Source organism: Lentzea sp. NPDC036949 (genome assembly GCF_055608075.1).
In genome coordinates this window covers 768,450-792,378 of sequence record NZ_JBVJRA010000001.1, presented here as the reverse complement: position 1 = coordinate 792,378, position 23,929 = coordinate 768,450, and the positions used below count along the sequence as shown (strand labels likewise).

The window sequence follows — 23,929 nt, the reverse complement described above, 5'->3', positions numbered from 1 at the left end:
CAACTCCAAGGATCAGGCGGTGTCGGGCGACGGGGTCTGCGGACCGGACAGCTGCCGGCCCGTCGTCGCCCCGAAGGTCGCGGCCAGCTGCATCTCGTCCTCGATGACGTTCGCCAGGCGGCGGACGCCCTCCCGGATGCGCTCCGGCGTCGGGTAGCAGTACGAGATGCGCAGCTGGCGGGAGCCGAAGCCGTCCGCGTAGAAACCGGTGCCGGACGCGTACGCCACGCGGGCGGTCACGGCACGCGGCAGCATCGCCTTCGTGTCGATGCCCTCCGGCACGGTCACCCAGACGTAGAAGCCGCCATCCGGGATGTTCCACGTGGAACCTTGCGGCATGTGCTGCTCAAGCGCCGAGATCGCCGCGTCCCGCCGTTCGCGGTAGGCCTCGCGGTAGGTCTTGATCTGACCCTTCCAGTCCTGCGTCGACAGGTACCGGGACACGATCATCTGGTTCAGCGTCGGCGGGCACAGGGTGGCCGACTCGGCCGCCAGCACCAGCTTCTCCCGCACCGCGTGCGGGGCCAGCACCCAGCCGACCCGCAGACCGGCGGCGAACGTCTTCGAGAACGACCCGAGGTACACGACGTTGTCCGGGTCCATCGACCGCAGCGCCGGGTACGTCTGCCCGTCGAACCCGAGCAGCCCGTACGGGTTGTCCTCCACGACCAGCACGCCGTAGCTGCGGCAGATCTCGAGGATCTCAGCCCGTCGCGACACCGCCAGCGTCACGCCGGCCGGGTTGTGGAAGTTCGGGATCGTGTAGAGGAACTTCACCCGTTGCCCGGCGCGCTTGCAGGCTTCCAGCGCCTCTCGCAGCAGCGAGGGCACGAGCCCATCGGCGTCCATCGCCACGTGCACGACCTGCGCCTGATAGGCCGTGAACGACCCGAGGGCCCCCACGTACGACGGACCCTCCGCGATCACCACGTCACCGGGGTCGCAGAAGATCCGGGTGACCATGTCCAGGCCCATCTGCGAGCCGACCGTCACCACCACGTCGTCCGGGTGGCCGTTGATGCCCTCCATCGCCATCACGTCGCAGATCTGCTCGCGCAGCAGCGGAACACCGTGCGCCGAGCCGTACTGCAACGCCACGAGACCTTCGGTGGCGACGAGCTGGCCGATCTCTGCGGACAGCGAGTCCAGCGGCAACGCGGCCAGGTGCGGCATGCCGCCCGCCAGCGAGACCACCTCGGGACGTGACGCGACTGCGAAAAGTGCCCGGATCTCCGATGCCGTCATCCCTGCCGTGCGCGCTGCGTAGCGGCGGAGGTGGGGGTCAAGGCTTCTGGGGCCCTGCTTGGCGGGCTGTCCGGGCATCGTCATGAGGGACTCCTGAATGGGAATTGTCCCGAGCGAGTGTAACCGTCGTCCCGTTCAGGGCACGCGCCTTCCCGGTTCCGTCACATTCGCCTACGCTCGTGTGGGTTCACTGTGTGTGTTAACGGGTGGAGGTCGGGGTGTCCCGTCGCGTCGTGGGCGTCACGCTGGACAACCTGGAGCATCTCTCCAAGCACAGCAGAACGTGCGTCTTCTGGGAACTGGCCCCTCACCTGCGCGAACAGGCCGAGGAGTACGGGGACACGGAGTTTGAGAAGGAAGCCTGGGTCTCCAGCGTCCTGCTCGAGTGGGGTTCGTGCGGCCGTCTCATCTACTGCGACGGCATTCCGGCCGGTTCGGCGTTCTACGCACCGCCCGCTGCCGTGCCGCGCAGTGCTGCCTTCCCCACCTCGCCGGTCAGCCCGGACGCGGTCCTGCTGACGTCGCTCGACGTGCTCCCCGAGTTCCGCGGCGGAGGACTCGGCCGCGTGCTCGTGCAGGCCGTGGCGAAGGACCTGACCCGGCGCGGCGTGAAGGCGGTAGAGGCGTTCGGCGACATGCGGCCGGACGACGAGGCGAGCAGTTGCGTCACGCCCGCCGACTTCCTCACGAGCGTCGGCTTCAAGACCGTGCGGCCGCACCCGCGCTGGCCCCGGTTGCGCCTGGAGCTGCGCAGCGCCATCACCTGGAAGGAAGACGTCGAGGCCGCCCTCGAACGCCTCCTCAACAGCGTCACCGTCTCGACCGCGGAACCCAGCTTCCGCCCGGCCTGAGATGTCACGCGGGGGCCCCGCGTTCCCCTGGAGGGAACGCGGGGCCCCCGCGTGACGTGTGAAACGGCTAGCTCTTCGACATCTCGTAGCGCAGCAGGTCGTTGAACGTGAACGTGCCCGTCGGCTGGTCGTCCTTGCCGAGCAGGTAGAGGCGCTTCACGGCCACGAGGATGCCCTCGGCGACGATGTCGCGGAAGCCGGGCGTGGCCAGCCGGGCGCGGTCCTCGGCGTTCGTCAGGTAGCCCACCTCGACGCGGACGGCCGTGCAGCGGGTGAGCCGCAGCAGGTCCCACGTCTTCGGGTGCGAACCGCAGTTCACCATCGACGTGCGGGCGGTGACCTCGCGCTGGATGAACCCGGCGAGCGCCTCCCCCACCGTCGACGACGTGCCGTTGCCGGTGCCGTAGTGGAACGTCGACACGCCCTGCGCGTTCGGCGACGAGTTGCCGTCCGCGTGCAGCGACAGGATCAGGTCGGCGCCGGCCTCGTTCGCGAAGCGCGCGCGCTCGGCCTCGTCCGGGCAGTTGGCGGGCCCGCGGGTGAGCAGCGCCTCCATGCCGGTCGCCGCCATCTTGCCCTCGAGGCGACGGGCCAGGTCCAGCATCAGGTCCGACTCGGACACGCCGTCCACGACCACACCGCGGTCCTGGCCGCCGTGACCGGGGTCGATGACGATCCGCTTGCCCGACAGCCGCGAACCGGCCGTGCGGACCTGCTCCTGCTCGCGCAGCAGCACCGGACGCCCGCCGCGGACCTTCGGCTGGAGCTGGCGCAACGCGCGCACCGTGTCCGGACCGCACATGCCGTCCACGATCAGGCCGTAGTCGCGCTGGAAGTTCCTCAGCGCCTGCTCGGTCTGCTGACCGAACACGCCGTTCGCCCGGCCGGCGTCGTAGCCGAGCTCGAGCAGGCGTTCCTGCAACATCAGCACGTCGTCACCGGTCGTCGGCTGCGACATCAGGAACGCGAGCGGCCGGTCCCCCAACCGGAAGGTCGCGTCCCGCAGCGAGCGGTAGGTGGCCGGGCCGACGATGCCATCGATGATCAGCCCCCGCTGCTGCTGGAACGCGCGCACGGCGTGCTCGACCTGCTGGTCGAACTCCGGCGGCGCCTGTGGGTCGGCCGGCGGAAGCAGTCCGAGCCTGGTCAGGGTCGACCGGATCTCGGCAACATCACTTCCGACGTCCCCGCGGCGGAGCAGCTGCATGCACCCTCGCTCGACTAGGGCGCCGATCGCTGTCGGCGCGGTAGGTGGGAAGCCCTCATTGTGCCCTGCTGCTCTTAGTGATCGATGCAGGGCTACTCACAGTCGTACTTGGATCACCTTCGAGGCACGCCTTCACGAACATGGCCCGCCCGTCCTATCGATAGACGGGCGGGCCACGTTGCACGTTGCACGCGAGTGGTTGACTGCGTGATCAGCCAACCACGTCGGTCGTCAGCCGATCACGTCGGCCAGGTCGTTCAGCAGCGCGGCCTTGGGCTTCGCGCCGACGATCTGCTTCACCGGACGGCCGCCCTGGAACAGGATCAGCGTCGGCACGGACATGATCTGGTAGTCGCGGGCGATCGACGGGTTGGCGTCGATGTCGACCTTGGCGATGGTGAGCTTCTCGCCGTGCTCGGCGGCGATCTCCTCCAGCACCGGCGCAACCATCTTGCACGGGCCGCACCAGGTCGCCCAGAAGTCGACCAGCACGGGCTTCTCGCTGGTCAGCACGTCGTCCGCGAACGACTTGTCGGTCACCGTGACGGTGGCGCCTGCCATGGTTCTCTCCCTAGTTCCGAAGTCAGAAGGTCCGTGCAGAGGAACTTCAGCTGCTCTTGCCGTAGCCGCCGCCGACCGCCTCCGCGGCGATCTCGGCGTGCTCCTCGCCGTGCTCGGCCAGCCACCGCTCCGCGTCGATCGCGGCGCTGCAGCCGGAGCCGGCGGCGGTGATCGCCTGGCGGTACTCGTGGTCGACGAGGTCGCCGGCCGCGAACACGCCGTCCAGGTTCGTGTAGGAGGTCTTGCCCTTGGTCAGGACGTAGCCCTCCTCGTCCAGGTCGACCTGGCCCTTGACCAGCGCCGAGCGCGGGTCGTGGCCGATCGCCAGGAAGAAGCCGGTCACCGGCAGCTCGGACTCGGCGCCGGTCTGCGTGTCCCTGACCTTGATGGACGACACGGTGCCGTCACCCAGCACGTCGGTGACCTGGGTGTTCAGCTGCCACTTGATCTTCTCGTTGGCGCGGGCGCGCTCCAGCATGACCTTGGAGGCGCGGAACTCCTCGCGGCGGTGGATGACCGTCACCGACTTGGCGAAGCGGGTGAGGAAGGTGGCCTCCTCCATCGCCGTGTCACCGCCGCCGACGACCGCGATGTCGTGGTCGCGGAAGAAGAACCCGTCGCAGGTCGCACAGGCCGACACACCGCGGCCGAGCAGCTCCTGCTCGCCGGGGATGTTCAGGTAGCGGGCCGCGGCGCCCATCGCGAGGATGACGGCCTTGGCCTCGTAGGTGACGCCGTTCGCGACGACCTTCTTGACCTCGCCGGTCAGCTCGACCGACTCGACGTCCTCGGCCCGCAGCTCGGCGCCGAAGCGGGTCGCCTGCTCGCGCATCTGCTCCATGAGCTCGGGGCCCATGATGCCGTCGCGGAAGCCGGGGTAGTTCTCGACCTCGGTCGTCGTCATGAGGGCGCCGCCGTACTGCGAGCCCTCGAAGACCAGGGGCTCGAGCTGCGCGCGTGCGGCGTAGACCGCCGCGGTGTAGCCCGCAGGCCCCGATCCGATGATGATCACGTTGCGCACGCTCACGGTCCCGGCAACTCCTCGATCTCGTCGTCTGACTGGCTCAACGGATCGTAGGTGCAGCTAATTCCGTGATCTGAGCGACCACCTCCGTGATCGATCCCGTCGCTACCTCTGGCCGATGGTGGTGTTCGCCAGAACGCCCTCCGGCTTGTCCGGTCCGCAGGTGTCGGGGTCCAGCACGACCAGCCGGTACTGGCCCAGCCCTGCGGGCAGGACGGCCATCACCGCGTTCCTGCCGTCGAGCGTGATCGGGCTGATCCCCAGCGGCTTCGCCGAGCTGGCGATGCCACCGCCCTGCAGGCAGCCGGCCAGGCGGTCCTGGGTCTCCAGCGGGCCGTAGTTCTGCGCCTTGAGCACGTCACCGACCGCGGCGCCCAGCTCGGACTCCTTCACGGCCAGCGGCGGTTCGGCCGCGGGGTTCGTGGTCGTCGTCGGCTTGGTCTGCTGCGCGGCGGGCGGGTTGTTCGCCTGGTCACCGCCGGGCGACATCGCGAAGACGATGCCGAACGCGGCAGCGGCCGCGACCAGCACCCCGCCGCCCAGGCCCATCCTGCGGTTGCGCCTCTTGCGGGCCTCGTCGAGCGACACGACGGGTGCGACCGGCCTGGCCTCCGCGGCGAGCGCCGCGTCGATCCGCGCCGCCACGTGGTCGGGCATCGGGATCGGGGGCAACGCCTCCAGGTCCGCCAGCGTCGCGTCCAGCGCGTCGAGGATCTCGCGGGCCTCCTGGTCCGCCTCGACGCGCGGGCGCAGCTGTGCGGCGACCTCAGGGGGCAGCACGCCCGCGTGCAGGTCCGCGATGAGGTCAACCGACCACGGCGGACCCATCGGCACGCGCTCCATGCCGGTCATCGGCCCTCCCACTGACGTTGCTCTTGCACATTCACACCGTCAGCTGGGACGTTCGCATCTGCGACTCGGTTCCTGAGGTGCCCGAGAACTTTGGCGAGCTTGGCGCGACCTCGCGCACACCGGCTCTTCACCGTGCCCTCCGCGATGCCGAGCAGCTTCGCCGTCTCCGCGACGGAGTAGCCCTCGACGTCGACCAGCACGATGGGGGCGCGCTGCTCCTCCGGCAGCTCCATCAGCGCTTTCTGCACGATCAGGCTGGTCTCGCGGTCGCTCATCGCGTCACGGGGTGCGACGGGCTCGCCGGGACCGGCCTCGGGCAGCGGCACCGTGGGTCTTGTTTGTCGCCGTCTCATCCGGTCGAGGCACGCGTTCACCACGATCCGGTGCAGCCAGGTGGTGACCTGTGACTCCGCGCGGAACGACGACGCCGCCCGGAAGGCCGAGATGAACGCTTCCTGGAGCGCGTCCGCGGCCTCCTCCGGGTCGCGCAGCGTGCGCAGCGCCACCGCCCACATCCGGTCGCGGTGCCGTTTCACCAACTCCGAGAACGCGTAGGGGTCACCTGCGGCGTGGGCCGAGATGAGGTCGGCGTCCGAGCTGGCTGCGGCGGTCACGGCCCGAGGATAGCGAGGCTGGTCACAGCCGATCTGCCCGGGATCACCGCTGATCGCACGCGGGGACCCTTCGTGCGCCAGGAGAGTACGAAAGCTCCCCGCGTGCGCTCACTGAGCGCGGGTGTAGAGGATCTCGCGGATCTCCGACTGGTTCTTGCCGGCGCCGGGGCTGGAGAGCTGCGTGATCCAGATCAGCACGTGCGCGGCAGGTTCGTGCTCGGCCAGCTGGATCTGGGTCTGCCCGTTGGACAGGTCGCCCTCGCCGATGATCTTCGTTTCCTCCAGCGGCGCGTCCTGCGACGACGCCACCCGGATCTGCACGTGGGTCTTCTCGCTCGGCGAGGTGATCGTGATCGACGCCAGCCGCACCGGCTCCGCGAACGACCCCATCAGCCCGATGCCCGGCTTCAGCGCGGGGAACTGCTGGAAGTAGTTGTCCGTCCGCCAGAACGTGCTCGCGTTGTTGTCGACCGCGCGGCTCGCCTGGTTCGCGCTGTCCGGCTGGTTCGTCACGTCGTAGACGCCGATCCGGCCCGGCTGCACCGGTCCCGCGGGTTTCGGCGCCTCGGCGGTCTGGCCGTTCGTGCCCGGCTGGTTGACCACCACCGTCGGGCCGCCGCCCTTGGTCGGCTCGTCGCTGAAGAACCCGACGATCTGCATGCTCAGCCACACGATGACGGCGACCGTCGCGGCCGCGAGCACACCGACGCTGATCCACAGCTTCTTCTTCTGCTGCTTGTCCTGCACCGGGCGCTGGGTCGTCCACACGACCTCGTCGTCCTTCGACGAGGAGGTCGTGCCCACGGCCGGGATCAGCGAGGTCTCGGCCTCCTCCGCCGCGATCTGGTCGAGCACCTGGAGGATCGCCGCGGACGTGCGGATGCCGCCCACCGACGTGTCCTCCAGCGAGCGCACCGCGACCGAGGACAGCTCGTGGGGCAGGTACGGGTGCAGCGCGTTGGGGGCGATCACGGTGCCGTCGGGACCGGTCGGGGCGAGCGGCACGTCGGCCGGCCCGCCCGGCAGCGCCCACCGGCCCGTGAGCAGCAGGTACAGGATCGCGCCGAGGCCCTTGACGTCGTCACGCGCGATGGCGTCCGGTCGCGGACCGGGGAACGCGAGGCGCAGGCGGCCGTCCGAGGTGACCCGGATGCGCTGCGGGTGGTCGGCGCCCAGCACGAGACCGGCGTGGTGCGCGCCCTCGATGGCGGCGCCCAGCGGTTCCAGCAGCCTGGTCGCGGCGCCCGCGGGCAGCGGGCCCTCCGCGATCAGGTCCATGAGGTCGGTGCCCTGGGTCCACTCGGCCACGACCATGCCGAGGATGCCCTCGTCCGGCCGGATGCCGGTGCCCGGCGTCAGCACGTCGATCACCCGCGACACACCGGGGTGCGTGAACGACGCGGCGTGCATCGCGCGTTCGACCGTCCGGCGGGCACGGGCGGCGGCCTCGTTGTCCGCGAGGTCGCCGAGCAGGATGGTCAGCGCCACGTCCCGGTTGAGCTGACCGTCGCGGCCACGCCACAGCTCCGCGTTGGATCTGGCGTCGGAACCGGATTGCGCGAGCAGCCGGTACCGGCCGTTGCCGATGACACCGCCGGGGACCAGGGCGGCGTGAACTCCGCTACTCACGGGCACCAGGCTACGGGAAGACGCTCACGGACTGGAGTCATCGGCGCCGCACCAAACGGTTGATCTTGTCGATCGCCGGCTTCATCTCCGGCACCCGGAACGCGGCCAGCAGACCGAACGCGAGCGGCAGGCCGATCACCGTCACCAGGATGGTCTCGACCCATCCGGCGGCGACCGGGTGGATCGACCCGAACGCGCCCAGGACCAGGGCGTTCACGCCCTTGGCCACCGCGAAGGCGATGGCCGATGCGACCACGGTCAGGCAGATCGTCCAGATCGTGAACCCGGTGCGCAGCCGGCCCAGCCGGACCCGCAACCACACCTGACCGGCCACGGCGCCGAAGACGAAGCTGAGCGACATGGCGAGCGACACACCGACGGCGAGCTGCTGCGGCTCGGACACGGCGAGGAAGAAGTAGAGCAACCCGATCCGGACCGCCACGATCAACGCCTGGAGCAACGTCGGCGTGCGCGCGTCCTTCATCGCGTAGAAGACGCGCAGCTGCAGCAACGTCACCGCGTAGGGCACGAGTCCGAACGCCGACAGCGCCAGCGCCAGGCCGATCATCGTGCCGCCGTCGACGCCCGACCTGCCGTGGCCGAACGCGGCGAGGCCGATCGCGACACCGGAGACCGTCATCAGCACGCTGAACGGCATCAGCAGGATCGCCGACATGCGGTTGCCGAACAGCAGGTCCCGCACGATCTGCTCGTTGTCGCCGTGCGCGGCCGCCCGGCTCATCCTCGGCATCAACGCCGTGAGCAGCGAAACGCCGAGCACGCCGTACGGCACCTGCGCGATCAGCCACTGGTAGTTGTAGGCACCCAGCGCACCGTCGCTGTGCGTCGCCACCTTGGTCAGCACGGTCATGCTGGCGAGACCGAGGCCGACGTAGAGCATCACCCAGAACGCCAGGTTGCCGAACTCGGACAGCCGGGCGTCCCAGCCGAACCGCCACTTGAACCGGAAACCGGTCCTGCGCAGCGCCGGCACCAGCACCAGGGCCTGCACCGCGACGCCGAGGGCGGTGCCGAGGCCGAGCACGAGCAGGTGGACGTCGGTCATGCGCACCGGGTTGAGCGAGAGCTCGCCGGGCAGCATCCAGTAGACACCCAGCACCCCGATCACGACGACGTTGTTCAGCACCGGCGCCCAGGTGGGCAGGCCGAACACGTGGCGGGCGTTCAGCACCGCGCTGAGCAGCGCGGTCAGCCCGTAGAAGATGATCCCCGGCAGCACCAGGTAGGCGAACGCGGTGACCAGCGCCGGGTTCGCGGTGGGCGAGTCGGCGATGAAGAGCTTGGTCAGCAACGGCGCGCACGCCACCGCGACCACCGTGCCGACGGCGAGGACCGCCATGCCCATGCTGATCAACCACTGGGCGTACGACTCACCGCCGTCGCCGTCCTCCTTCTCGGCCCTGACCAGCAGCGGGATCGCCACGCTGGTCAGAATGCCGCCCAGGAGCAGCTCGTTGATCATGGTCGGCAGCGTGGAGGCCGCCTGGTACGAGTCGTTGAGGGTGGTGACGCCGAGCGCCGACACCAGCAGGACCTTCGACAGCAGGCCGGTGATGCGGCTGACGATCGTGGCGATCGCCATGGAGCCGCTGGCCCTGGCTACCGAGGGCCCCTGCTTCTGCTGCCCTGGCTCGGTGGTCGTGGCTGTCTCGCTCACGCGCTCGACTTCTCCGGTGTCACGTTCTCGATGGACGGTGCGTCGTCGCCGTTCTCGCCGTTGCGAGCCCGGACCCGCCTGATGATCCGCCGTCCCGAGAGCAGGACGAGCGCGATCGCGGCCACCACGGTGACGATCACCGTGGTGGTGCCGTAGGCGGACGACGACACCTCCAGCTTGACAGTGTCACCCAGAGCGACGCCGTCGGGAGTGGTCAGCCGGACGTTGACCGGGAACCGGCCGGAGCGCAGCACCTCGACCGGCACCCGCACGACCCGCTCGCCGCGGGCGGGGAGCACCTGGTCAGCGAGCTCCTTGGCGCGGATGCCGGGCGTCTCGGCGAGCACGATCCGCACGGTCACGCGGACGTCGAGCTTGTTCGTGATGGTGACGGGGATGGGGCTGTCACCGGAGCCGAGCAGGATCGAGCTGTTCGGCGGCGTGACGCTCACGAGGCCGGACAGCCGGTTGATCTCGCTGTCGCTGATGTACGCCGCGGTGCGCGCGCCGTTCTCGTCACCGCGCCACGCGCTCGACATCGCCCGCAGCTGGCCCAGGCGCAGCGGGCCGGCCAGGTCGGCGGGAGCGGCGTGCTCGCGGTCCTCCTGCTGCATCGACTTCACCAGACCGGCGAGCGCGAGGTTCTGGCTCGCGACCGAGTCGGCGATCGAGGCGGGGATCTCCCGCGCGCCGGCCTCCGCCGGGTAGGTGAGCTTGGCTCCGGACGCCTCCGGCTTGGCCCTGACCAGCTCCTCCAGCCCGACCTGGGTCGCGTAGCCGGCCGTGACCAGGCGCTGGGCCGCCGACAGGAGCTCGTTCATCTCCGACAGCGGCGCGTTCCACCGGCGCGGCGGCGTCACCAGCACGGTGCGGCCGTCGCCCTGCCACCCGGCCCGGAACGCGAGCGCGGCCAGTGCGTTCTGCACGGACACCGGCTGGCTCTCCACCGGCGTCGTGACCCCGGACAGCGTGCGCGGGCGGGACTCGCCGCCCTGCAGTGCGTCGGACACCATCGAGTCGATCCGCACCGCGGTGACCGGGCGGTCCACGGAGAGCAGCCGGACGGGGGCGGTGCCGGGCGCGTCGGCGACGGCGGACGGCGCGAGCAGCACGGACTTCATGCCGTTGTAGTCGAGGTCCTCGTCAGAGGGGTGGTCCTGCCCCGAGCCCAGCTCGTCGAACGTCGCCTGGTCGAGCAGGCCGTCCTCGGGCCACACCAGCTCGGGCAGCGGCTGGACGGCGAGGATTCGCCTGACCTCGTTCACGCCGCCGCTGAGCGCGAGCGTGCGCATGTCGCCGAGCTTGGCCTTGGTGAGCGCCACGAGGTCGGCGTCGGCGTCCGGCATGGCCACGACGCACCGGCCGGCGACCGCGCGCTTGAGCCGGTCGAGCCACAGCTGGGCCTCCGCCCGGCCCCTGCCCTCGGCGCCACCGCGAATCCGGTAGCCGGTCGTCATCGCCTCGACGGTGCGCAGCAGGTCGGGGTCGACGGCCAGGCACAGCGAGGTGCTCATCGACGACACGGCCTGCTCGTAGGCCTGCAGCAGGCCGTACAGCCGGCCGTTGACCGACAGCGACAGCGCCAGCTCGTCGTCGACCAGCTCGGAGTCGCCCTCGCCGCCCAACCGGGCCAGCCTGGGCTTGTCCGCGATCGGCCACAGCATGGTCAGCTTCGCGGGGTCCCCCGCCTTGGTCTTCGTGCCGCCGCCGGGCACGCCGAGCACCGGCAGCAGCGTCGACAACGCGGCCAGCCGCGCCGTGCCGCCGTAGTCCGGCTTGCCGTTGATGTTGGCGAGGACCGGGTAGATGCCCGGCTCCTCGATGCCGAGCGAGGTGGGCGCGGAACCGCGCAACGGCACCTCGAGCGTGAAGTCGCGCTGCTGGCCCGGCTGGAGCTCGTCGGCGACCTCGGTGAACCTGGGCTGGACGAACTCGGCGGCCGCCGGCTCGCGCAACGCCTTGCGCAGGTCGTCCTCGGTGCCGAGCGGCTCACCGCGCTCCAGGCGCAGCACGATGTCGGACACCTTGCGGTCGCCGACGTTGACGACCCGGCCGCTGATCGTGATCTTGTCCGGCGAGTCGCCGGTGACGAACCGCGGGGTCAGCTGCGCAATGTCCATGCGCACGAACTGCGGCGGCTGCTGCTGGCCCGGCTGCGAGGACAGCGGCCTGGTCGCCCACACCTGGGTGGCGGGCGCCGGCGCGAACGGCAGCGCGTTGACCTGCTCGGGTTCGTCCTGCTGCTCGACCGCGAGCACCGGGGGTGTCGCTGTCAGCAGGAAGGCGCCGACGGCAGCTGTGCAGAGGAGCTTCCTGACGCTCACGCCGACTCGGCCCCTTCACGGGGGCGGCCGGAGAGCAGTTCGGCGGCTCGGCGGACCAGTCGGCGCTCGTCGGCATGCGCGAGTCGCTCGTCCAGTTCGCCGAGTGGCACCCACGCCACCTCGGTGACCTCCACGTCTTCGTCGGAAAGCTCTCCCCCCGTCGCTTCGAGGAGGAAGTGGTGAACGGTCTTGTGCACCCTGCGGTCGTCAGCGACGAACCAGTAGTCGATCGACCCCAGCGGGCGCAGGACCCTGCTATGAATACCGGTCTCCTCGGCGACCTCGCGCACCGCGGTCTGTTCCGCGGTCTCGCCCGCCTCGATGTGACCCTTCGGCAAAGACCACAGCAACCGGCCGCGCCGGTCAAGTCTGCCGATCACCGCCGCCCGCTGCTCGCCGTCGAGCACCAGGCCACCCGCCGACGTCTCGTCGACGGTCTTGAGCCGCCGGCCCCGGCGCCGCTTCCGGCGCCCCGGCGTGGCACCTCCGGATCGAGCGGCTGACGGGGGCATACGGCCGATCGTACTTACGATCGTTGAGTACGCTGGTTTCTCGTGTCTCGACCGCTCCAGCAGAATGCGGTGGTGGAAGAGCCCACCATCACACCAGTCGTCGCCGAGCTCGCCGAGCGGTTCGCGACCGCCGGCAAGCGCCTCTACCTCGTCGGCGGCAGTGTGCGCGACGCCGTCCTGGGGCGCCGGACGAACGACTTCGACTTCACCACGGACGCGCGCCCCGCCGAGATCCAGAAGATCCTCACCGGCTGGTCCGACGCCCAGTGGGACACCGGAATCGCGTTCGGCACGGTCGGCGCGTCCAAGCAGGGCGAGATCATCGAGATCACGACCTTCCGCGCGGACGTCTACGACGGCGTCACCCGCAACCCCGAGGTCACGTTCGGCGACTCCGTCGACGGCGACCTGGTCCGCCGCGACTTCACGGTCAACGCCATGGCGTTCGACGTGGCCGCCCGGCAGTTCGTCGACCCGACCGGTGGCCTGGCCGCCGCACGCGAGGGGGTGCTGGACACGCCGGCGACCCCGCAGGAGTCGTTCGGCGACGATCCGCTGCGGATGCTGCGCGCGGCGCGGTTCGTCTCCCAGCTGGGCTTCACCGCGGCGCCGCGGGTGGTGGAGGCGATGCGGTCGATGGCAGGCCAGCTCGCCCGCATCACGCCGGAGCGCGTGCAGGTGGAGCTCTCGAAGCTCCTGTGCGGGGCGCACCCCCGCCGCGGCATCGAGCTCATGGTCGAGACCGGCCTGGCGGACATCGTCCTGCCGGAGCTCACGGCCATGAAGCTGGAAATCGACGAACACCATCAGCACAAGGACGTCTTCGACCACTCGCTGGTTGTGCTGGAACAGGCGATCGATCTCGAAGATGTCGATCAGTCACCTGACCTGGTGCTGCGCATCGCGGCGCTGCTGCACGACATCGGCAAGCCGGCCACGCGGAAGTTCGAGTCCGGCGGCGGCGTCTCGTTCCACCACCACGAGGTCGTGGGCGCGAAGATGGTCCGCAAGCGCTTGCGGGCGTTGCGGTACTCGAAGGAGATCACCGAGGACGTCGCGAAGCTCGTCTACCTGCACCTGCGGTTCCACGGCTACGGCAACGGCGAGTGGACCGACTCGGCCGTGCGCCGGTACGTGACGGACGCCGGCGACCTGCTGACGCGGTTGCACAAGCTCGTCCGCGCCGACTGCACGACGCGCAACAAGCGCAAGGCGAACCAGCTGCAGCGGACGTACGACTCCCTCGAAGAACGCATCGCGCGCATTGCGGCCGAGGAGGACCTTGCGCGCGTGCGGCCGGACCTCGACGGCAACGAGATCATGAAGCTGCTCGGCCTGCCGCCGGGGCCGCAGGTCGGTGCCGCGTGGAAGTTCCTCAAGGAGCTGCGCCTGGACCGGGGGCCGCTGGACCGCGACGAGGCCGAGGCCGCGTTGCTCGACTGGGCCCGCGACCAGGGTCTTACGCCACCAAACGGGTGACCCATCGTGAGCGCATGAAATCCCCGCGTTAGCGAACTGACAGCGCGCCACGGCACCATGGGTACTGCTCATGGGGGTGATGCAGATGTTCACTTGGGGACTTTCCGCTGGTCCGGTCGTGCACGACCTGGACGAGCTGACCGACGACCAGCGGGCCGTGCTGCGCTGTCTCGCACGCGGTCACGCCGACCACGAGATCGCGCGCGTGCTCGGTCTCGGGCACCAGCGGGTGGCCGACGAGGTCGCCGACATCCTGCGGCGGCTCGACCTACCCGATCGGGTGGCTGCTGTCGTCTTCGCGCACGAGAGCGGCATGCTGCGCCTGCCGTTTCCGCGCTAGCAGGAGCAGGTAGGCGCCCAGACCGGCCAGGTAGAGACCGGCGGCGGTGACGATGAGAGCGGGCGAGCGCCCGTCCAGGGGGATCACCGTCGCCGTGAGGGACACCGCGGTGACCTGCATGACGTTGAACAGGGTGTCGTAGAGGGCGAACACCCTGCCGCGCACCTCGTCGCCGACGTCGTGCTGCACCGCGGTGTCCACGCACAGCTTGACGACCTGACCGGCGAAGATGAGGAAGAAGCTGGCCGCGAGGATCGACGGCAGCGTCATCGGCAACCCGAGCGCGAGCTGGGCCACCGCGGTCAGCACGAGCGTGCCGCAGATCGTGCGCTTGATGCCGAACCGGTTGACGATCCGGTCGGTGAGGACGCCGGCGAGCAGGATGCCCGCGCCACCGGCGATGGCGACCTCGCCGAGCCCGCCGATGCCGGCCTTGAGGATGCCGACGTCCTCCAGGGCGTAGCGCATCAGCAGCAGCGTGATGATGAGGTTCACGCCGAACGCGGCCCGGTGCGCCAGCAGCGCGGCGAGGCTGGCCGTGACGCTCGGCGTGCGCAGGGTGGCCTTCGCGCCGTCCAGCAGACCGCGGGCGACGGCCTTGACCGCGTTGTGCGGCTCGTCGACCTCGTCCGGCCCGAGCGCGCCCGCCTTGAACCGGCTGGCGATGAACGCGCTGAGCAGCATGCCGGCCGCGGCGATGCTGGTGGTCCACCCCGACCCGCCGTCACCGGCGCCGAGCACCGCGCGGAACGCGATCGCACTGGCCGCGCCGACCACCGACATGACCGCACCCGCGGTCGCGGCCAGCGCGTTCGCCTCGACCAGGTGGTCCGCCGGCACGACGTGCGGCAGCGCCGCGCTGAGCCCCGACCCGACGAACCGGCCGATGCCCATGACGATGAGCGCGAAGACGTACAGCGGCAGCCCGGACAGCCCCATGCCGACCGCGACGGCCGTGAACAGCACGAACGCGGCGCGCAGGAGGTTCGCGACGAGGACGACCCGCCTGCGGTCCCACCGGTCCAGCAGGGCACCGGCGAACGGTCCGATGAACGAGTACGGCAGCAGGAGCACGGCGAACCCGGCGGCGATCTCGGCCGGGTGGGCCTGCCGCTCCGGGTTGAACAGCACAGCTCCGGCGAGGCCCGCCTGGAAGAGCCCGTCACCCCACTGCGAGGCGAGCCGGGTGGCCAGGAGCCTGCGGTACGCCGGGATGCCGAGGAACCGGCGCGAGCCCCAGTGGTGCTTCCGCTCCGCAGCCGTTGTCACGCCTGCACTCTATGCTCGCCTGCCCGGAAACCACGAAAGCCGGACCTCACGGTCCGGCTCCCCTGGATCGGATGCCAGGTCGCCTCACGGCGCGGTGCACTACGCGGCTCCAGCCGTACGGTATTCCGCGAAGGCGGTTGTCTGTTGAGCCCGGGGGACACAAAGACATCCGACAGTTAAGTCTAACGGGGCGCGGCCCTGAGTTGTTCCGGCGATCACGGATGATTTCATGGTGACGTGCGTCCCGATGCCGAGGTCGAAGCTGGCTCCCTGTTGGTTGCCGCCCCGAGCCTGACCGACCCGAACTTCACGCGCACGGTCGTCTACATCATCGACCAGCGCCCAGAGGGAACCCTCGGCGTCGTGCTGAACCGCCCCTCCGAGGTGGCCGTCCTCGACGTCCTGCCGCCGTGGGGCCCGCACGTCACCCGCCCGCAGTGCATCCACATCGGCGGTCCGGTCGAGCAGAAGACGGCGCTGTGCCTGGCGGCGCTGAAGGCCGGTACCGACCCCGAGGAGGTCGAGGGCCTGGTCGGCGTGCAGGGCCCGGTGGCGCTGGTCGACCTCGACGCCGACCCGGAGAGCCTGCTGCCGCTGGTCCGCGGCCTGCGGGTGTTCGCGGGGTACTCGGGCTGGGGCGAGGGCCAGCTGGCCGGCGAGATCGAGCGCGGCGACTGGATGGTCGTCACGGGCCTGGCCGACGACGTGCTGGCCGGGGCGAACGTCGACCTGTGGGGCCGGGTGCTGCGCCGGCAGGGCATGCCGCTCGCGCTCCTGTCGACCTACCCGACCGACGTCCGCCTCAACTGATTCACGTGAAACGTCCGAGCCGCGAACGGCTCGGGTGGCTCAGAGACCGGCGAGCGGCGAGCAGCCGCCACCACCGCAGGCGCAGCCGCCGCAGCCCTTGGGCTTGACCGGCTCCGGCAGCGCCTCGGCCGCGCGGTGCCCCAGCACGCCACCGGCGACGGCGATGCCGAGCGCGCCGACCAGGCCGATGACCCCGGCCGTGACGGCCAGGTCGGGCAGCGCGAACGAGACGGCGCCCGACACGACGGCCACGAGGCCGGCCGCGACGTTCGGCACCCCGGCGACGCGGTTGGCCAGCGCGAACGTCTCCTCGTCCCGCAGCGCCGCCGCCGTGCGCACCCCGACGAAGCGGTTGCGCCGCAGCTTGCCCTGCAGACCGAGCAGACCGACGGCGCCGAGAGCGACGCCGAGCACACCCAGGACGACCGACAGCACGATGTTCACCCCATGAGGGTAGGTGCTGCGCCGCGTTCACCGGAAAGTCACCCCGGCCCGGTGTGCCGCACGACACCGCCCGGTTCGGGTCGCTTGCGGTGCGCTGATACCGTTGACGGCATGAGCACGGCCCGCCTGCTCCTTATCTAGCCGCGACGACCTGATCGCAAGACGGTCGGCGCGGCAGCCCTCCATGCCCATCTGGGCTGGGGGGTTTCGTCATGTCAGGGGCAGGATCGATGGTGAGAGGGACGTTGAGATGAGCACGGACGCGGCGGAGATCCCCGCCTACCGCTACACCGCGGAGCTGGCGAACCGGATCGAGGAGCGGTGGCAGCGGTACTGGGAGGAACACGGCACCTACCACGCGCCGAACCCCGTGGGCGCGCTCAAGGGTGACGTCCCGGACGACAAGCTGTTCGTGCAGGACATGTTCCCGTACCCGAGCGGTTCCGGCCTGCACGTCGGCCACCCGCTGGGCTTCATCGGCACGGACGTGTTCGCGCGCTACCACCGCATGAACGGCCGGAACGTGCTGCACACGATGGGCTTCGACGCCTTCGGGCTGCCGGCCGAGCAGTACGCGGTGAAGACCGGGCAGCACCCGCGCAAGACCACCGAAGACAACATGAACACCTACCTGCGGCAGATCCGCAGGCTGGGGCTGGGCCACGACGAGCGCCGCCGCATCGCGACGATCGACCCGGGTTACTACAAGTGGACCCAGTGGATCTTCCTGCAGATCTTCAACTCCTGGTACGACGCCGACGCGGGCAAGGCCCGTCCGATCACCGAGCTGGTCGCCCGGTTCGAGTCCGGCGAGCGTCCCACTCCGGACGGTCGCACGTGGTCTGAGCTGTCTTTTGCCGACCAGCAAAGGATCTTGGGCGATTTCCGGCTGGCGTACTTGTCGGAGGCGCCCGTCAACTGGTGCCCGGGACTGGGTACTGTGCTGGCGAACGAAGAGGTCACCGCGGACGGTCGCAGTGAGCGTGGCAACTTCCCGGTGTTCAGGAAAAACCTGCGCCAGTGGATGATGCGCATCACCGCGTACTCGGACCGGCTGATCGACGACCTGGACCGGCTGGAGTGGCCGGACAAGGTCAAGGCCATGCAGCGCAACTGGATTGGGCGCTCGCACGGTGCCCGAGTCCGATTTGCGGTGGGAAGCGAGAGCATTGAGGTCTTCACGACCCGTCCGGACACGTTGTTCGGCGCGACCTACGTGGTCCTGGCACCGGAACACGAGCTGGTGGACCAGATTGCGGCGCCCGATCGCGTGGCAGACATCGCCGCGTACCGGCGCGCGGCGTCCCTGAAGTCCGAGCTGGACCGCCAGGAGAACAAGGAGAAGACCGGCGTCTTCACCGGGGCGTACGCCACGAACCCGGTGAACGGCGCGGAGCTCCCCGTCTACGTCGCCGACTACGTGCTGATGGGCTACGGCACCGGCGCGATCATGGCCGTGCCCGGTCAGGACCAGCGCGACTGGGACTTCGCGAAGAAGTTCGACCTGCCGATCATCCGCACGGTCCAGCCGTCCGAGGGCTTCGAGGGCGAGGCGTTCACCGGCGAGGGTCCCGCGATCAACTCCGGGTTCCTGGACGGGATGCTGGTCGACGAGGCCAAGAAGACGATCATCGGCTGGCTGGAGGAGCACGGCCACGGCCGCGGCACCGTCCAGTTCAAGCTGCGCGACTGGCTGTTCAGCCGCCAGCGCTACTGGGGCGAGCCGTTCCCGGTGGTCTACGACGAGGACGGCACCGCGATCCCGCTGCCCGAGTCGATGCTGCCGATCGAGCTGCCCGACGTCGACGACTACTCCCCCCGCACGTTCGACCCGGAGGACGCGGACACCGTCCCGTCGCCGCCGCTGTCGCGCGCCGGTGAGTGGACGACGGTCGAACTGGACCTGGGCGACGGGCTGAAGACCTACCGCCGCGACACGAACACCATGCCGAACTGGGCGGGTTCGTGCTGGTACCAGCTGCGCTACGTCGACCCGGTCGAGACCGAGCGGTTCGTCAACCCGGAGAACGAGCGGTACTGGCTGGGCCCGCGCACCGCCGAGCACGGCGCGAACGACCCCGGCGGCGTCGACCTGTACATCGGCGGTGTCGAGCACGCGGTGCTGCACCTGCTGTACTCGCGCTTCTGGCAGAAGGTCCTGTTCGACCTGGGGCACCTGTCGAGCGACGAGCCGTACCGCCGCCTGTTCAACCAGGGCTACATCCAGGCGTACGCGTGGACCGACGCCCGCGGCACGTACGTGCCCGCGACCCAGGTGGTCGAGGACGGCGGGAAGTTCTTCTACAACGGCGAAGAGGTCTTCCGCGAGTACGGGAAGATGGGCAAGAGCCTGAACAACGTCGTCACGCCGGACGAGATGTGCGAGACGTACGGCGCCGACACGTTCCGGTTCTACGAGATGTCCATGGGTCCGATGGACGTCTCCCGCCCGTGGGCGACCAAGGACGTCGTCGGTGCGCAGCGGTTCCTGCAGCGCCTGTGGCGCAACCTGGTCGACGAGACCGACGGCTCGCTGCGCGTCACCGACGAGGAGCCGTCCGCCGAGGCGCTGCGGCTGCTGCACAAGACGATCGCCGGCGTGCACGACGACTACGCGAACCTGCGCTACAACACGGCGGGCGCGAAGCTGATCGAGCTGAACAACTTCGTCACCAAGCACTACTCGGCGGGCACCCCGCGCGCCCTGGCGGAGCCGATGGTGCTGATGCTGGCACCGCAGGCGCCGCACGTGGCCGAGGAGCTGTGGACGAAGCTGGGCCACGAGGGCTCGCTGGCCCACGGCCCGTTCCCGAAGGCCGACGAGCAGTACCTGGTCGAGGACACGGTCGAGTACCCGATCCAGGTCAACGGCAAGGTCCGCTCGCGGGTCGTCGTGTCCGCCTCCGCCGCGCAGGACGAGATCAAGGCGGCGGCGCTGGCCGAGGAGAAGATCGCCGAGCTGGTCGCCGGTGGCGAGCCGCGCAAGGTGATCGTCGTCCCCGGTCGCCTGGTGAACGTCGTCCTGTAGGACGTCAGTCGACGAGGAGGCCGTTGCTCACCGAGCAGCGGCCTCCTCCTCGTCGAACCCGATGTCCGTGAGCAGCTGGTCGATCATGCTGTCGAACATCGGCTCCGGGTTGCTCACCGCGAACGGGAAGCGCCCGAACACCTCCAGCGCCACGTGCCCGTACAGCCGCACCCACGACTGCACCACGTAGTAGATCTTGCCCAGGCTGAGCACGTCGTCGCCGACGGTCACGCCGTGCTGCCCCACCACGTCGATCAGGACCTGCTGGAACCGCGCCAGGTCCTCGTGCAGCGCCTTCGGCACCGGGTCGTCCACGTGCTTGGCGCCCAGGTTGGACGCGATCAGCCCACCGGCGAGCTGCAGGAACACCGAACCGAACTGGTCGGCGCCGAGCGGGTCGCGGGGTGAGGCGAAGACCAGCGCGAACTCCTGCGGGTGGGCCAGCGCCCAGCGGCGGAAGCTGTGGCACACCGCCCGCACCTGGCAGTCCACCTGGTCGGACGTCTCCGCGGCCAGGTCGGCGTGCAGCGCGGCGCCCATGTCCTGGCAGATGTCGTCGCAGAGCTGGCGCAGCAGCGCGTCGTGCGAGTCGTAGTAGCGGTAGAGCGCCGGTGCGGTGATGCCCAGTTCGCGTGCGATCGCACGCAGGGTCACTGCGTCACGGCCGCGTTCCACCAAAAGGGCGCGGGCCGCCTGCCGAATCTCACGCTCTGTTTCTGCGCGAAGGCGGTCTCGGCGAGTGGCCTGGGTCATATGTCACTCCATCGGGTTGTAGACCCCGTGCACGGCCCCGTACGGTTTCAGTGAACGGTGTTTACAAGGTTCGGGTGTTCACGGTACTACCCAGGAGGCCGTCGTCCATGTTCGCGAAATGGGGCTCGCTCGCACACAGACGGCGTTGGGTGGTGCTGATCGCGACCGTACTGCTCGCCGTCCTCGGCGGCGTGTGGGGACTGGGCGTGTTCGACAAGCTCAGCCAGGGTGGGTACGAGGCCCCGAGCAGTGAGGCCGCGCGTGCGGACAAGGTCGCTGAAGAGGCGTTCGGGCGCAAGAACGGTGATGTGATCGTCATCTACCGGGGTGACTTCGCGAACCCGCTCGAACTGAAGAAGGTCGCCGACCACGTCGCCGGACTGCCCGAGGAGGACGTCCTGGGCGTCGTCGGGCCCGTGCCTGCGGACGACCAGCAGCAGGCCCTCGTCGTCATCACGCTGAGCAGCAGCGACTCGAACGAGCAGATCAAGCAGTTCGAGGACGTCCAGCCGCGGCTCGCGATCGACGGGTTCAGCCAGCAGGTCGGCGGTCTCGTGCCGACCCAGAAGGCCATCAACGACATGTCGCAGGCGGACCTCACGCGGGCAGAGATGTTCTCGTTGCCGCTGGTCCTGCTCCTGCTGGTGGTCATCTTCGGTGGCCTGGTCGCGGCGTCGCTGCCGGTCGTCGTCGGTGGTCTCTCGATCATGGGCGCGCTCGGCGTGCTGCACGTCGTCGCCATCTACACCGAGGTCAACTCGTTCGCGGTCAACGTCGCCTCGCTGCTCGGCCTCGGCATGGCGATCGACTACGGCCTGTTCATGGTCGGCCGGTTCCGCGAGGAGCTCGCGCAGGGGCGCACGACCGAACAGGCCGTCGGCCGCACCGTCGCGAGCGCCGGCCGCACCGTGCTGTTCAGTGCGACGCTGCTGGTCATCGCCCTCGCCGGGTTGCTGATCTTCCCGCACGGCTTCCTGAAGTCACTCGCGTACGGCGGTGTCGCGGCGGTCGCGATCGCCGCGCTCGTCTCCCTCACGCTGCTGCCCGCGTTGCTGGGCGTGCTCGGCCACCGCGTCGACAAGCTCGCCATGCCGTGGCGCAAGAAGGAGCCCAGCGAACGCGGGTGGCGCACGCTCAGCGGCAAGGTCATGAAGCGGCCCGTGCTGGTCGCCGTGCCGATCATCGGTGTGCTCGTCGCGCTCGGCGCGCCGTTCCTCGGCGTGCAGTTCGGCCAGGTCACCGAGAAGGTGCTGCCCGAGGGCAACGCCGTCCGCGTGGCCACCGAGAACATCAACGAGAACTTCTCCGCGCTCTCCAGCACCGGCCTCAAGGTCGTCGTGAAGGGCGGGGACCAGGCCGCCGTCCAGCAGTACCTGGACCGGGTCAAGGACGTCTCCGGCATCGGTGACCTCCAGCCGCTCGGCCAGGGCAACGGCGTCACCGCCGTGTCCGCGGGGCTCGACCGGGACGCGCTGAGCGACGAGTCGAAGCAGGCGCTCAAGGACGTCCGCGCGCTGCCGGCCCCGCAGGGCGCCGAGGTGCTCGTCGGCGGCAACACCGCCATGGTCAGCGACTCGCTCGACGCGATCAAGGACGGGCTGCCGCTGATGGTCGCCCTGCTGGTCGGCGCGACGCTGGTGCTGATGTTCCTCGCGTTCGGCTCGGTCGTGCTGCCGCTCAAGGCCGTGGTCATGAGCGCCCTGTCGCTGTCCGCGACCTTCGGCGTGCTGGTCTGGGTGTTCCAGGAGGGCCACTTCGCCGACCTGCTCGGCGTGACGCCGGGGCCGCTCGAGTCCGGCATCGTCGTGCTGATGGCGGCGATCGTGTTCGGCCTGTCGACCGACTACGAGGTCTTCCTGCTGTCCAGGATGGTCGAGGCGCGCAGCAACGGCGCCACCACCGAGGAGGCGGTCACGACCGGTCTCGCCAAGACCGGCCGGGTGATCACCTCAGCCGCTCTGCTGCTGATCGTCGTCACCGGCGCGTTCGCGTTCTCGCAGGTCGCGATGATGCGGTTCGTCGGCGTCGGCATGATCCTCGCGCTGGCGCTCGACGCCACCGTGGTCCGCATGCTGCTCGTGCCCGCCGTGCTGAAGCTGCTCGGCAACGCCGCGTGGTGGGCGCCCGGCCCGCTCAAGCGGATCCAGGAGCGCCTCGCGCTTCACGACGAGCCGGCGGACGACTTCGACGAGGAGGTCAAGGTCCCGGCCGCGGTCGGCTGACCAGGAGCGAAAGCGATCAGGGCCGCGTCGAACTGGCGCGGCCCTGTCGTTTCCACGAACGCGGTGGTGCGCATGGGGTAGGTCGCGAGCACCGCGTTCGAGCTGTCCAGCACGGTCGTCGTCGCCCCGGTCGCGAGGAAGACCCTCCGGTCACCGGGCGCGATGGCGACACCGGGCGCGTTGATCGGCAGGCGTTCCCGCACGGTCATGGTCGCCGCGTCGACCACCGCGACCGAGCCCTCCTTCGGCAGCGCGACGTAGACCGTCGCACCGTCCGGGGTCACCGCGACGCCGCCCGCCCCGGTGCCGATGCCCGCCGAGCCGACGACCCGGTTCGTGGCCGTGTCGATCACGGTCAGCGTGCCCGGCGTCCTCTCCCCCAGCCGCATGCCGCTCACGTAGAGCCGCGACCCGTCCGGTGACACCGCCAGGTGCTGCGGCAGGCCGCCGACGAAGACGGTCGAGGTCTGGAACGCGACGGCCGTGTCGACCAGGCTGATCGTGCCGTCCTGGGCGTTCGCCACGTAGAGGACCTTGTTGTTCGGGTGGACCGCGAGGCCCTGCGGCTGCCCGCCGACCTTGATCGCGGCCACCAGCCGGAACTCCCGCGGGTCCACCACGGCCACACTGCCGCTCGCGCTCACGTACAGGCGCTGGCCGTCCGGGCGCATCGCCGCCTGGGAGAGCTGGACCTGGGTGAAGAGCCGGTCGCGCACCGCACCGGTGTGCGGGTCGACCTGGGTGATCGCGCCGGACCAGCCGTTGACCACGTAGACGCGCTCGCCGTCCGGTGACACCGCCACGCCCGTCGCGCGGCCCGCCGTGTCGGCCTCGGCCAGAACGGCACCGCTGCCGGTGTCGACGACCTGGACGAGACCGGTTCTGCCGACCACGTACGCGCGTGGCGCCGACATGCCGGACGAGGTCGGAACGAGGTCGTGCTGCTGCTCGACACCCATCGCCGCGATGACCGCTGAGAGTGCCAGAACCGCGGCCACGAGGCGTGGCTTTGCCATAGCCCGAATCGGACCACTTCGGGGTTATTCGATCTACCTGCGTCACTCCGTCGAGGGGAATCTACGCCTGG

Annotated in this window: 20 protein-coding genes; 6 read left to right on the top strand and 14 right to left on the bottom strand. The window is 70.0% G+C overall.

The window, feature by feature from the left end:
- Positions 1-12: 12 nt before the first annotated feature.
- Positions 13-1,329 carry an aminotransferase-like domain-containing protein gene (locus ACZ7CD_RS04005; protein ID WP_360397097.1) on the bottom strand — a complete coding sequence of 439 codons (1,317 nt, stop codon included), beginning with the start codon at positions 1,327-1,329 and terminating at the stop codon, positions 13-15.
- A 134-nt stretch (positions 1,330-1,463) separates the two neighbouring features.
- Here ACZ7CD_RS04005 and ACZ7CD_RS04000 point away from each other — a divergent pair, with 134 nt between their 5' ends.
- Positions 1,464-2,096: a GNAT family N-acetyltransferase gene (locus tag ACZ7CD_RS04000; RefSeq protein WP_458429837.1), complete on the top strand. Its 633-nt coding sequence runs from the start codon at positions 1,464-1,466 to the stop codon at positions 2,094-2,096.
- Between the two features lie 67 nt (positions 2,097-2,163).
- Here the strand turns inward: ACZ7CD_RS04000 and ACZ7CD_RS03995 are convergent, their stop codons facing one another.
- From ACZ7CD_RS03995 to ACZ7CD_RS03955, 9 genes are all read right to left on the bottom strand, one after another.
- On the bottom strand, positions 2,164-3,303 hold the full coding sequence (locus ACZ7CD_RS03995; RefSeq protein WP_360393757.1) for an N-acetylmuramoyl-L-alanine amidase: 1,140 nt from the start codon (positions 3,301-3,303) through the stop codon (positions 2,164-2,166).
- Positions 3,304-3,534: 231 nt separating this feature from the next.
- The gene (gene trxA, locus ACZ7CD_RS03990) at positions 3,535-3,864 is read right to left on the bottom strand and encodes a thioredoxin (protein ID WP_053732153.1); all 330 of its coding nucleotides are present in this window, start codon (positions 3,862-3,864) and stop codon (positions 3,535-3,537) included.
- 46 nt (positions 3,865-3,910) lie between these two features.
- Positions 3,911-4,891: a thioredoxin-disulfide reductase gene (gene trxB, locus ACZ7CD_RS03985; RefSeq protein ID WP_360393760.1), complete on the bottom strand. Its 981-nt coding sequence runs from the start codon at positions 4,889-4,891 to the stop codon at positions 3,911-3,913.
- 102 nt (positions 4,892-4,993) lie between these two features.
- On the bottom strand, positions 4,994-5,740 hold the full coding sequence (locus tag ACZ7CD_RS03980; protein WP_360393763.1) for a hypothetical protein: 747 nt from the start codon (positions 5,738-5,740) through the stop codon (positions 4,994-4,996).
- The gene (sigM, locus tag ACZ7CD_RS03975) at positions 5,737-6,354 is read right to left on the bottom strand and encodes an RNA polymerase sigma factor SigM (protein WP_360393766.1); all 618 of its coding nucleotides are present in this window, start codon (positions 6,352-6,354) and stop codon (positions 5,737-5,739) included. Before sigM ends, ACZ7CD_RS03980 begins: the two co-directional genes overlap by 4 nt.
- Before the next feature lie 108 nt (positions 6,355-6,462).
- Positions 6,463-7,983, bottom strand: a complete 1,521-nt coding sequence (locus tag ACZ7CD_RS03970; protein WP_360393769.1) for a protein kinase family protein — start codon at positions 7,981-7,983, stop codon at positions 6,463-6,465.
- A 37-nt stretch (positions 7,984-8,020) separates the two neighbouring features.
- A complete protein-coding gene (gene murJ / locus ACZ7CD_RS03965; protein ID WP_470378279.1) occupies positions 8,021-9,661 on the bottom strand; it encodes a murein biosynthesis integral membrane protein MurJ in 1,641 nt (546 codons plus the stop codon).
- Positions 9,658-11,985: a DUF6049 family protein gene (locus tag ACZ7CD_RS03960; RefSeq protein ID WP_360393775.1), complete on the bottom strand. Its 2,328-nt coding sequence runs from the start codon at positions 11,983-11,985 to the stop codon at positions 9,658-9,660. The genes murJ and ACZ7CD_RS03960 overlap by 4 nt, the downstream gene beginning before the upstream one ends.
- Positions 11,982-12,497, bottom strand: coding sequence for an NUDIX hydrolase (locus ACZ7CD_RS03955; RefSeq protein ID WP_360393777.1), 516 nt, complete (start codon positions 12,495-12,497; stop codon positions 11,982-11,984). Before ACZ7CD_RS03955 ends, ACZ7CD_RS03960 begins: the two co-directional genes overlap by 4 nt.
- A gap of 42 nt (positions 12,498-12,539) precedes the next feature.
- Between ACZ7CD_RS03955 and ACZ7CD_RS03950 the strand changes: the two genes are divergently transcribed.
- Both ACZ7CD_RS03950 and ACZ7CD_RS03945 read left to right on the top strand, forming a co-directional pair.
- Positions 12,540-13,976 carry a CCA tRNA nucleotidyltransferase gene (locus tag ACZ7CD_RS03950; protein WP_360393780.1) on the top strand — a complete coding sequence of 479 codons (1,437 nt, stop codon included), beginning with the start codon at positions 12,540-12,542 and terminating at the stop codon, positions 13,974-13,976.
- 85 nt (positions 13,977-14,061) lie between these two features.
- Positions 14,062-14,316 (top strand): LuxR C-terminal-related transcriptional regulator, encoded by a 255-nt coding sequence (locus ACZ7CD_RS03945; RefSeq protein ID WP_360393783.1) that lies wholly within the window; start codon positions 14,062-14,064, stop codon positions 14,314-14,316.
- Here ACZ7CD_RS03945 and ACZ7CD_RS03940 read toward each other — a convergent pair.
- Entirely contained in the window at positions 14,245-15,585 is a 1,341-nt protein-coding gene (locus tag ACZ7CD_RS03940; RefSeq protein WP_360393786.1) for an MFS transporter, read from the bottom strand. The genes ACZ7CD_RS03945 and ACZ7CD_RS03940 overlap by 72 nt on opposite strands.
- Before the next feature lie 237 nt (positions 15,586-15,822).
- Here ACZ7CD_RS03940 and ACZ7CD_RS03935 point away from each other — a divergent pair, with 237 nt between their 5' ends.
- Complete coding sequence (locus ACZ7CD_RS03935) at positions 15,823-16,395, top strand: YqgE/AlgH family protein (RefSeq protein ID WP_360393789.1); 573 nt, start codon at positions 15,823-15,825, stop codon at positions 16,393-16,395.
- Positions 16,396-16,434: 39 nt separating this feature from the next.
- Here the strand turns inward: ACZ7CD_RS03935 and ACZ7CD_RS03930 are convergent, their stop codons facing one another.
- Complete coding sequence (locus ACZ7CD_RS03930; protein ID WP_360393792.1) at positions 16,435-16,839, bottom strand: SdpI family protein; 405 nt, start codon at positions 16,837-16,839, stop codon at positions 16,435-16,437.
- Positions 16,840-17,089: 250 nt separating this feature from the next.
- On the opposite strand from ACZ7CD_RS03930, the gene leuS reads away from it, so the two are divergent.
- Complete coding sequence (gene leuS / locus ACZ7CD_RS03925; RefSeq protein WP_360393795.1) at positions 17,090-19,867, top strand: leucine--tRNA ligase; 2,778 nt, start codon at positions 17,090-17,092, stop codon at positions 19,865-19,867.
- A gap of 27 nt (positions 19,868-19,894) precedes the next feature.
- Here the strand turns inward: leuS and ACZ7CD_RS03920 are convergent, their stop codons facing one another.
- Positions 19,895-20,620: a TetR/AcrR family transcriptional regulator gene (locus tag ACZ7CD_RS03920; protein WP_458429841.1), complete on the bottom strand. Its 726-nt coding sequence runs from the start codon at positions 20,618-20,620 to the stop codon at positions 19,895-19,897.
- A gap of 152 nt (positions 20,621-20,772) precedes the next feature.
- On the opposite strand from ACZ7CD_RS03920, the gene ACZ7CD_RS03915 reads away from it, so the two are divergent.
- Entirely contained in the window at positions 20,773-22,842 is a 2,070-nt protein-coding gene (locus ACZ7CD_RS03915; protein WP_470378278.1) for an MMPL family transporter, read from the top strand.
- Here ACZ7CD_RS03915 and ACZ7CD_RS03910 read toward each other — a convergent pair.
- Positions 22,782-23,858, bottom strand: a complete 1,077-nt coding sequence (locus tag ACZ7CD_RS03910) for a beta-propeller fold lactonase family protein (RefSeq protein ID WP_470378277.1) — start codon at positions 23,856-23,858, stop codon at positions 22,782-22,784. The genes ACZ7CD_RS03915 and ACZ7CD_RS03910 overlap by 61 nt on opposite strands.
- Positions 23,859-23,929 lie beyond the last annotated feature (71 nt).

Excerpts from the sequence above, each read along its gene's own strand:
- ACZ7CD_RS03920 (WP_458429841.1), bottom strand. The coding sequence starts at position 20,620 with ATGACCCAGGCCACTCGCCGAGACCGCCTTCGCGCAGAAACAGAGCGT.
- ACZ7CD_RS03945 (WP_360393783.1), top strand. The coding sequence starts at position 14,062 with ATGTTCACTTGGGGACTTTCCGCTGGTCCGGTCGTGCACGACCTGGAC.
- ACZ7CD_RS03955 (WP_360393777.1), bottom strand. The coding sequence starts at position 12,497 with ATGCCCCCGTCAGCCGCTCGATCCGGAGGTGCCACGCCGGGGCGCCGG.
- ACZ7CD_RS03980 (WP_360393763.1), bottom strand. The coding sequence starts at position 5,740 with ATGACCGGCATGGAGCGCGTGCCGATGGGTCCGCCGTGGTCGGTTGAC.
- leuS (WP_360393795.1), top strand. The coding sequence starts at position 17,090 with ATGAGCACGGACGCGGCGGAGATCCCCGCCTACCGCTACACCGCGGAG.
- ACZ7CD_RS03910 (WP_470378277.1), bottom strand. The coding sequence starts at position 23,858 with ATGGCAAAGCCACGCCTCGTGGCCGCGGTTCTGGCACTCTCAGCGGTC.
- ACZ7CD_RS04005 (WP_360397097.1), bottom strand. The coding sequence starts at position 1,329 with ATGACGATGCCCGGACAGCCCGCCAAGCAGGGCCCCAGAAGCCTTGAC.
- trxA (WP_053732153.1), bottom strand. The coding sequence starts at position 3,864 with ATGGCAGGCGCCACCGTCACGGTGACCGACAAGTCGTTCGCGGACGAC.
- ACZ7CD_RS03995 (WP_360393757.1), bottom strand. The coding sequence starts at position 3,303 with ATGCAGCTGCTCCGCCGCGGGGACGTCGGAAGTGATGTTGCCGAGATC.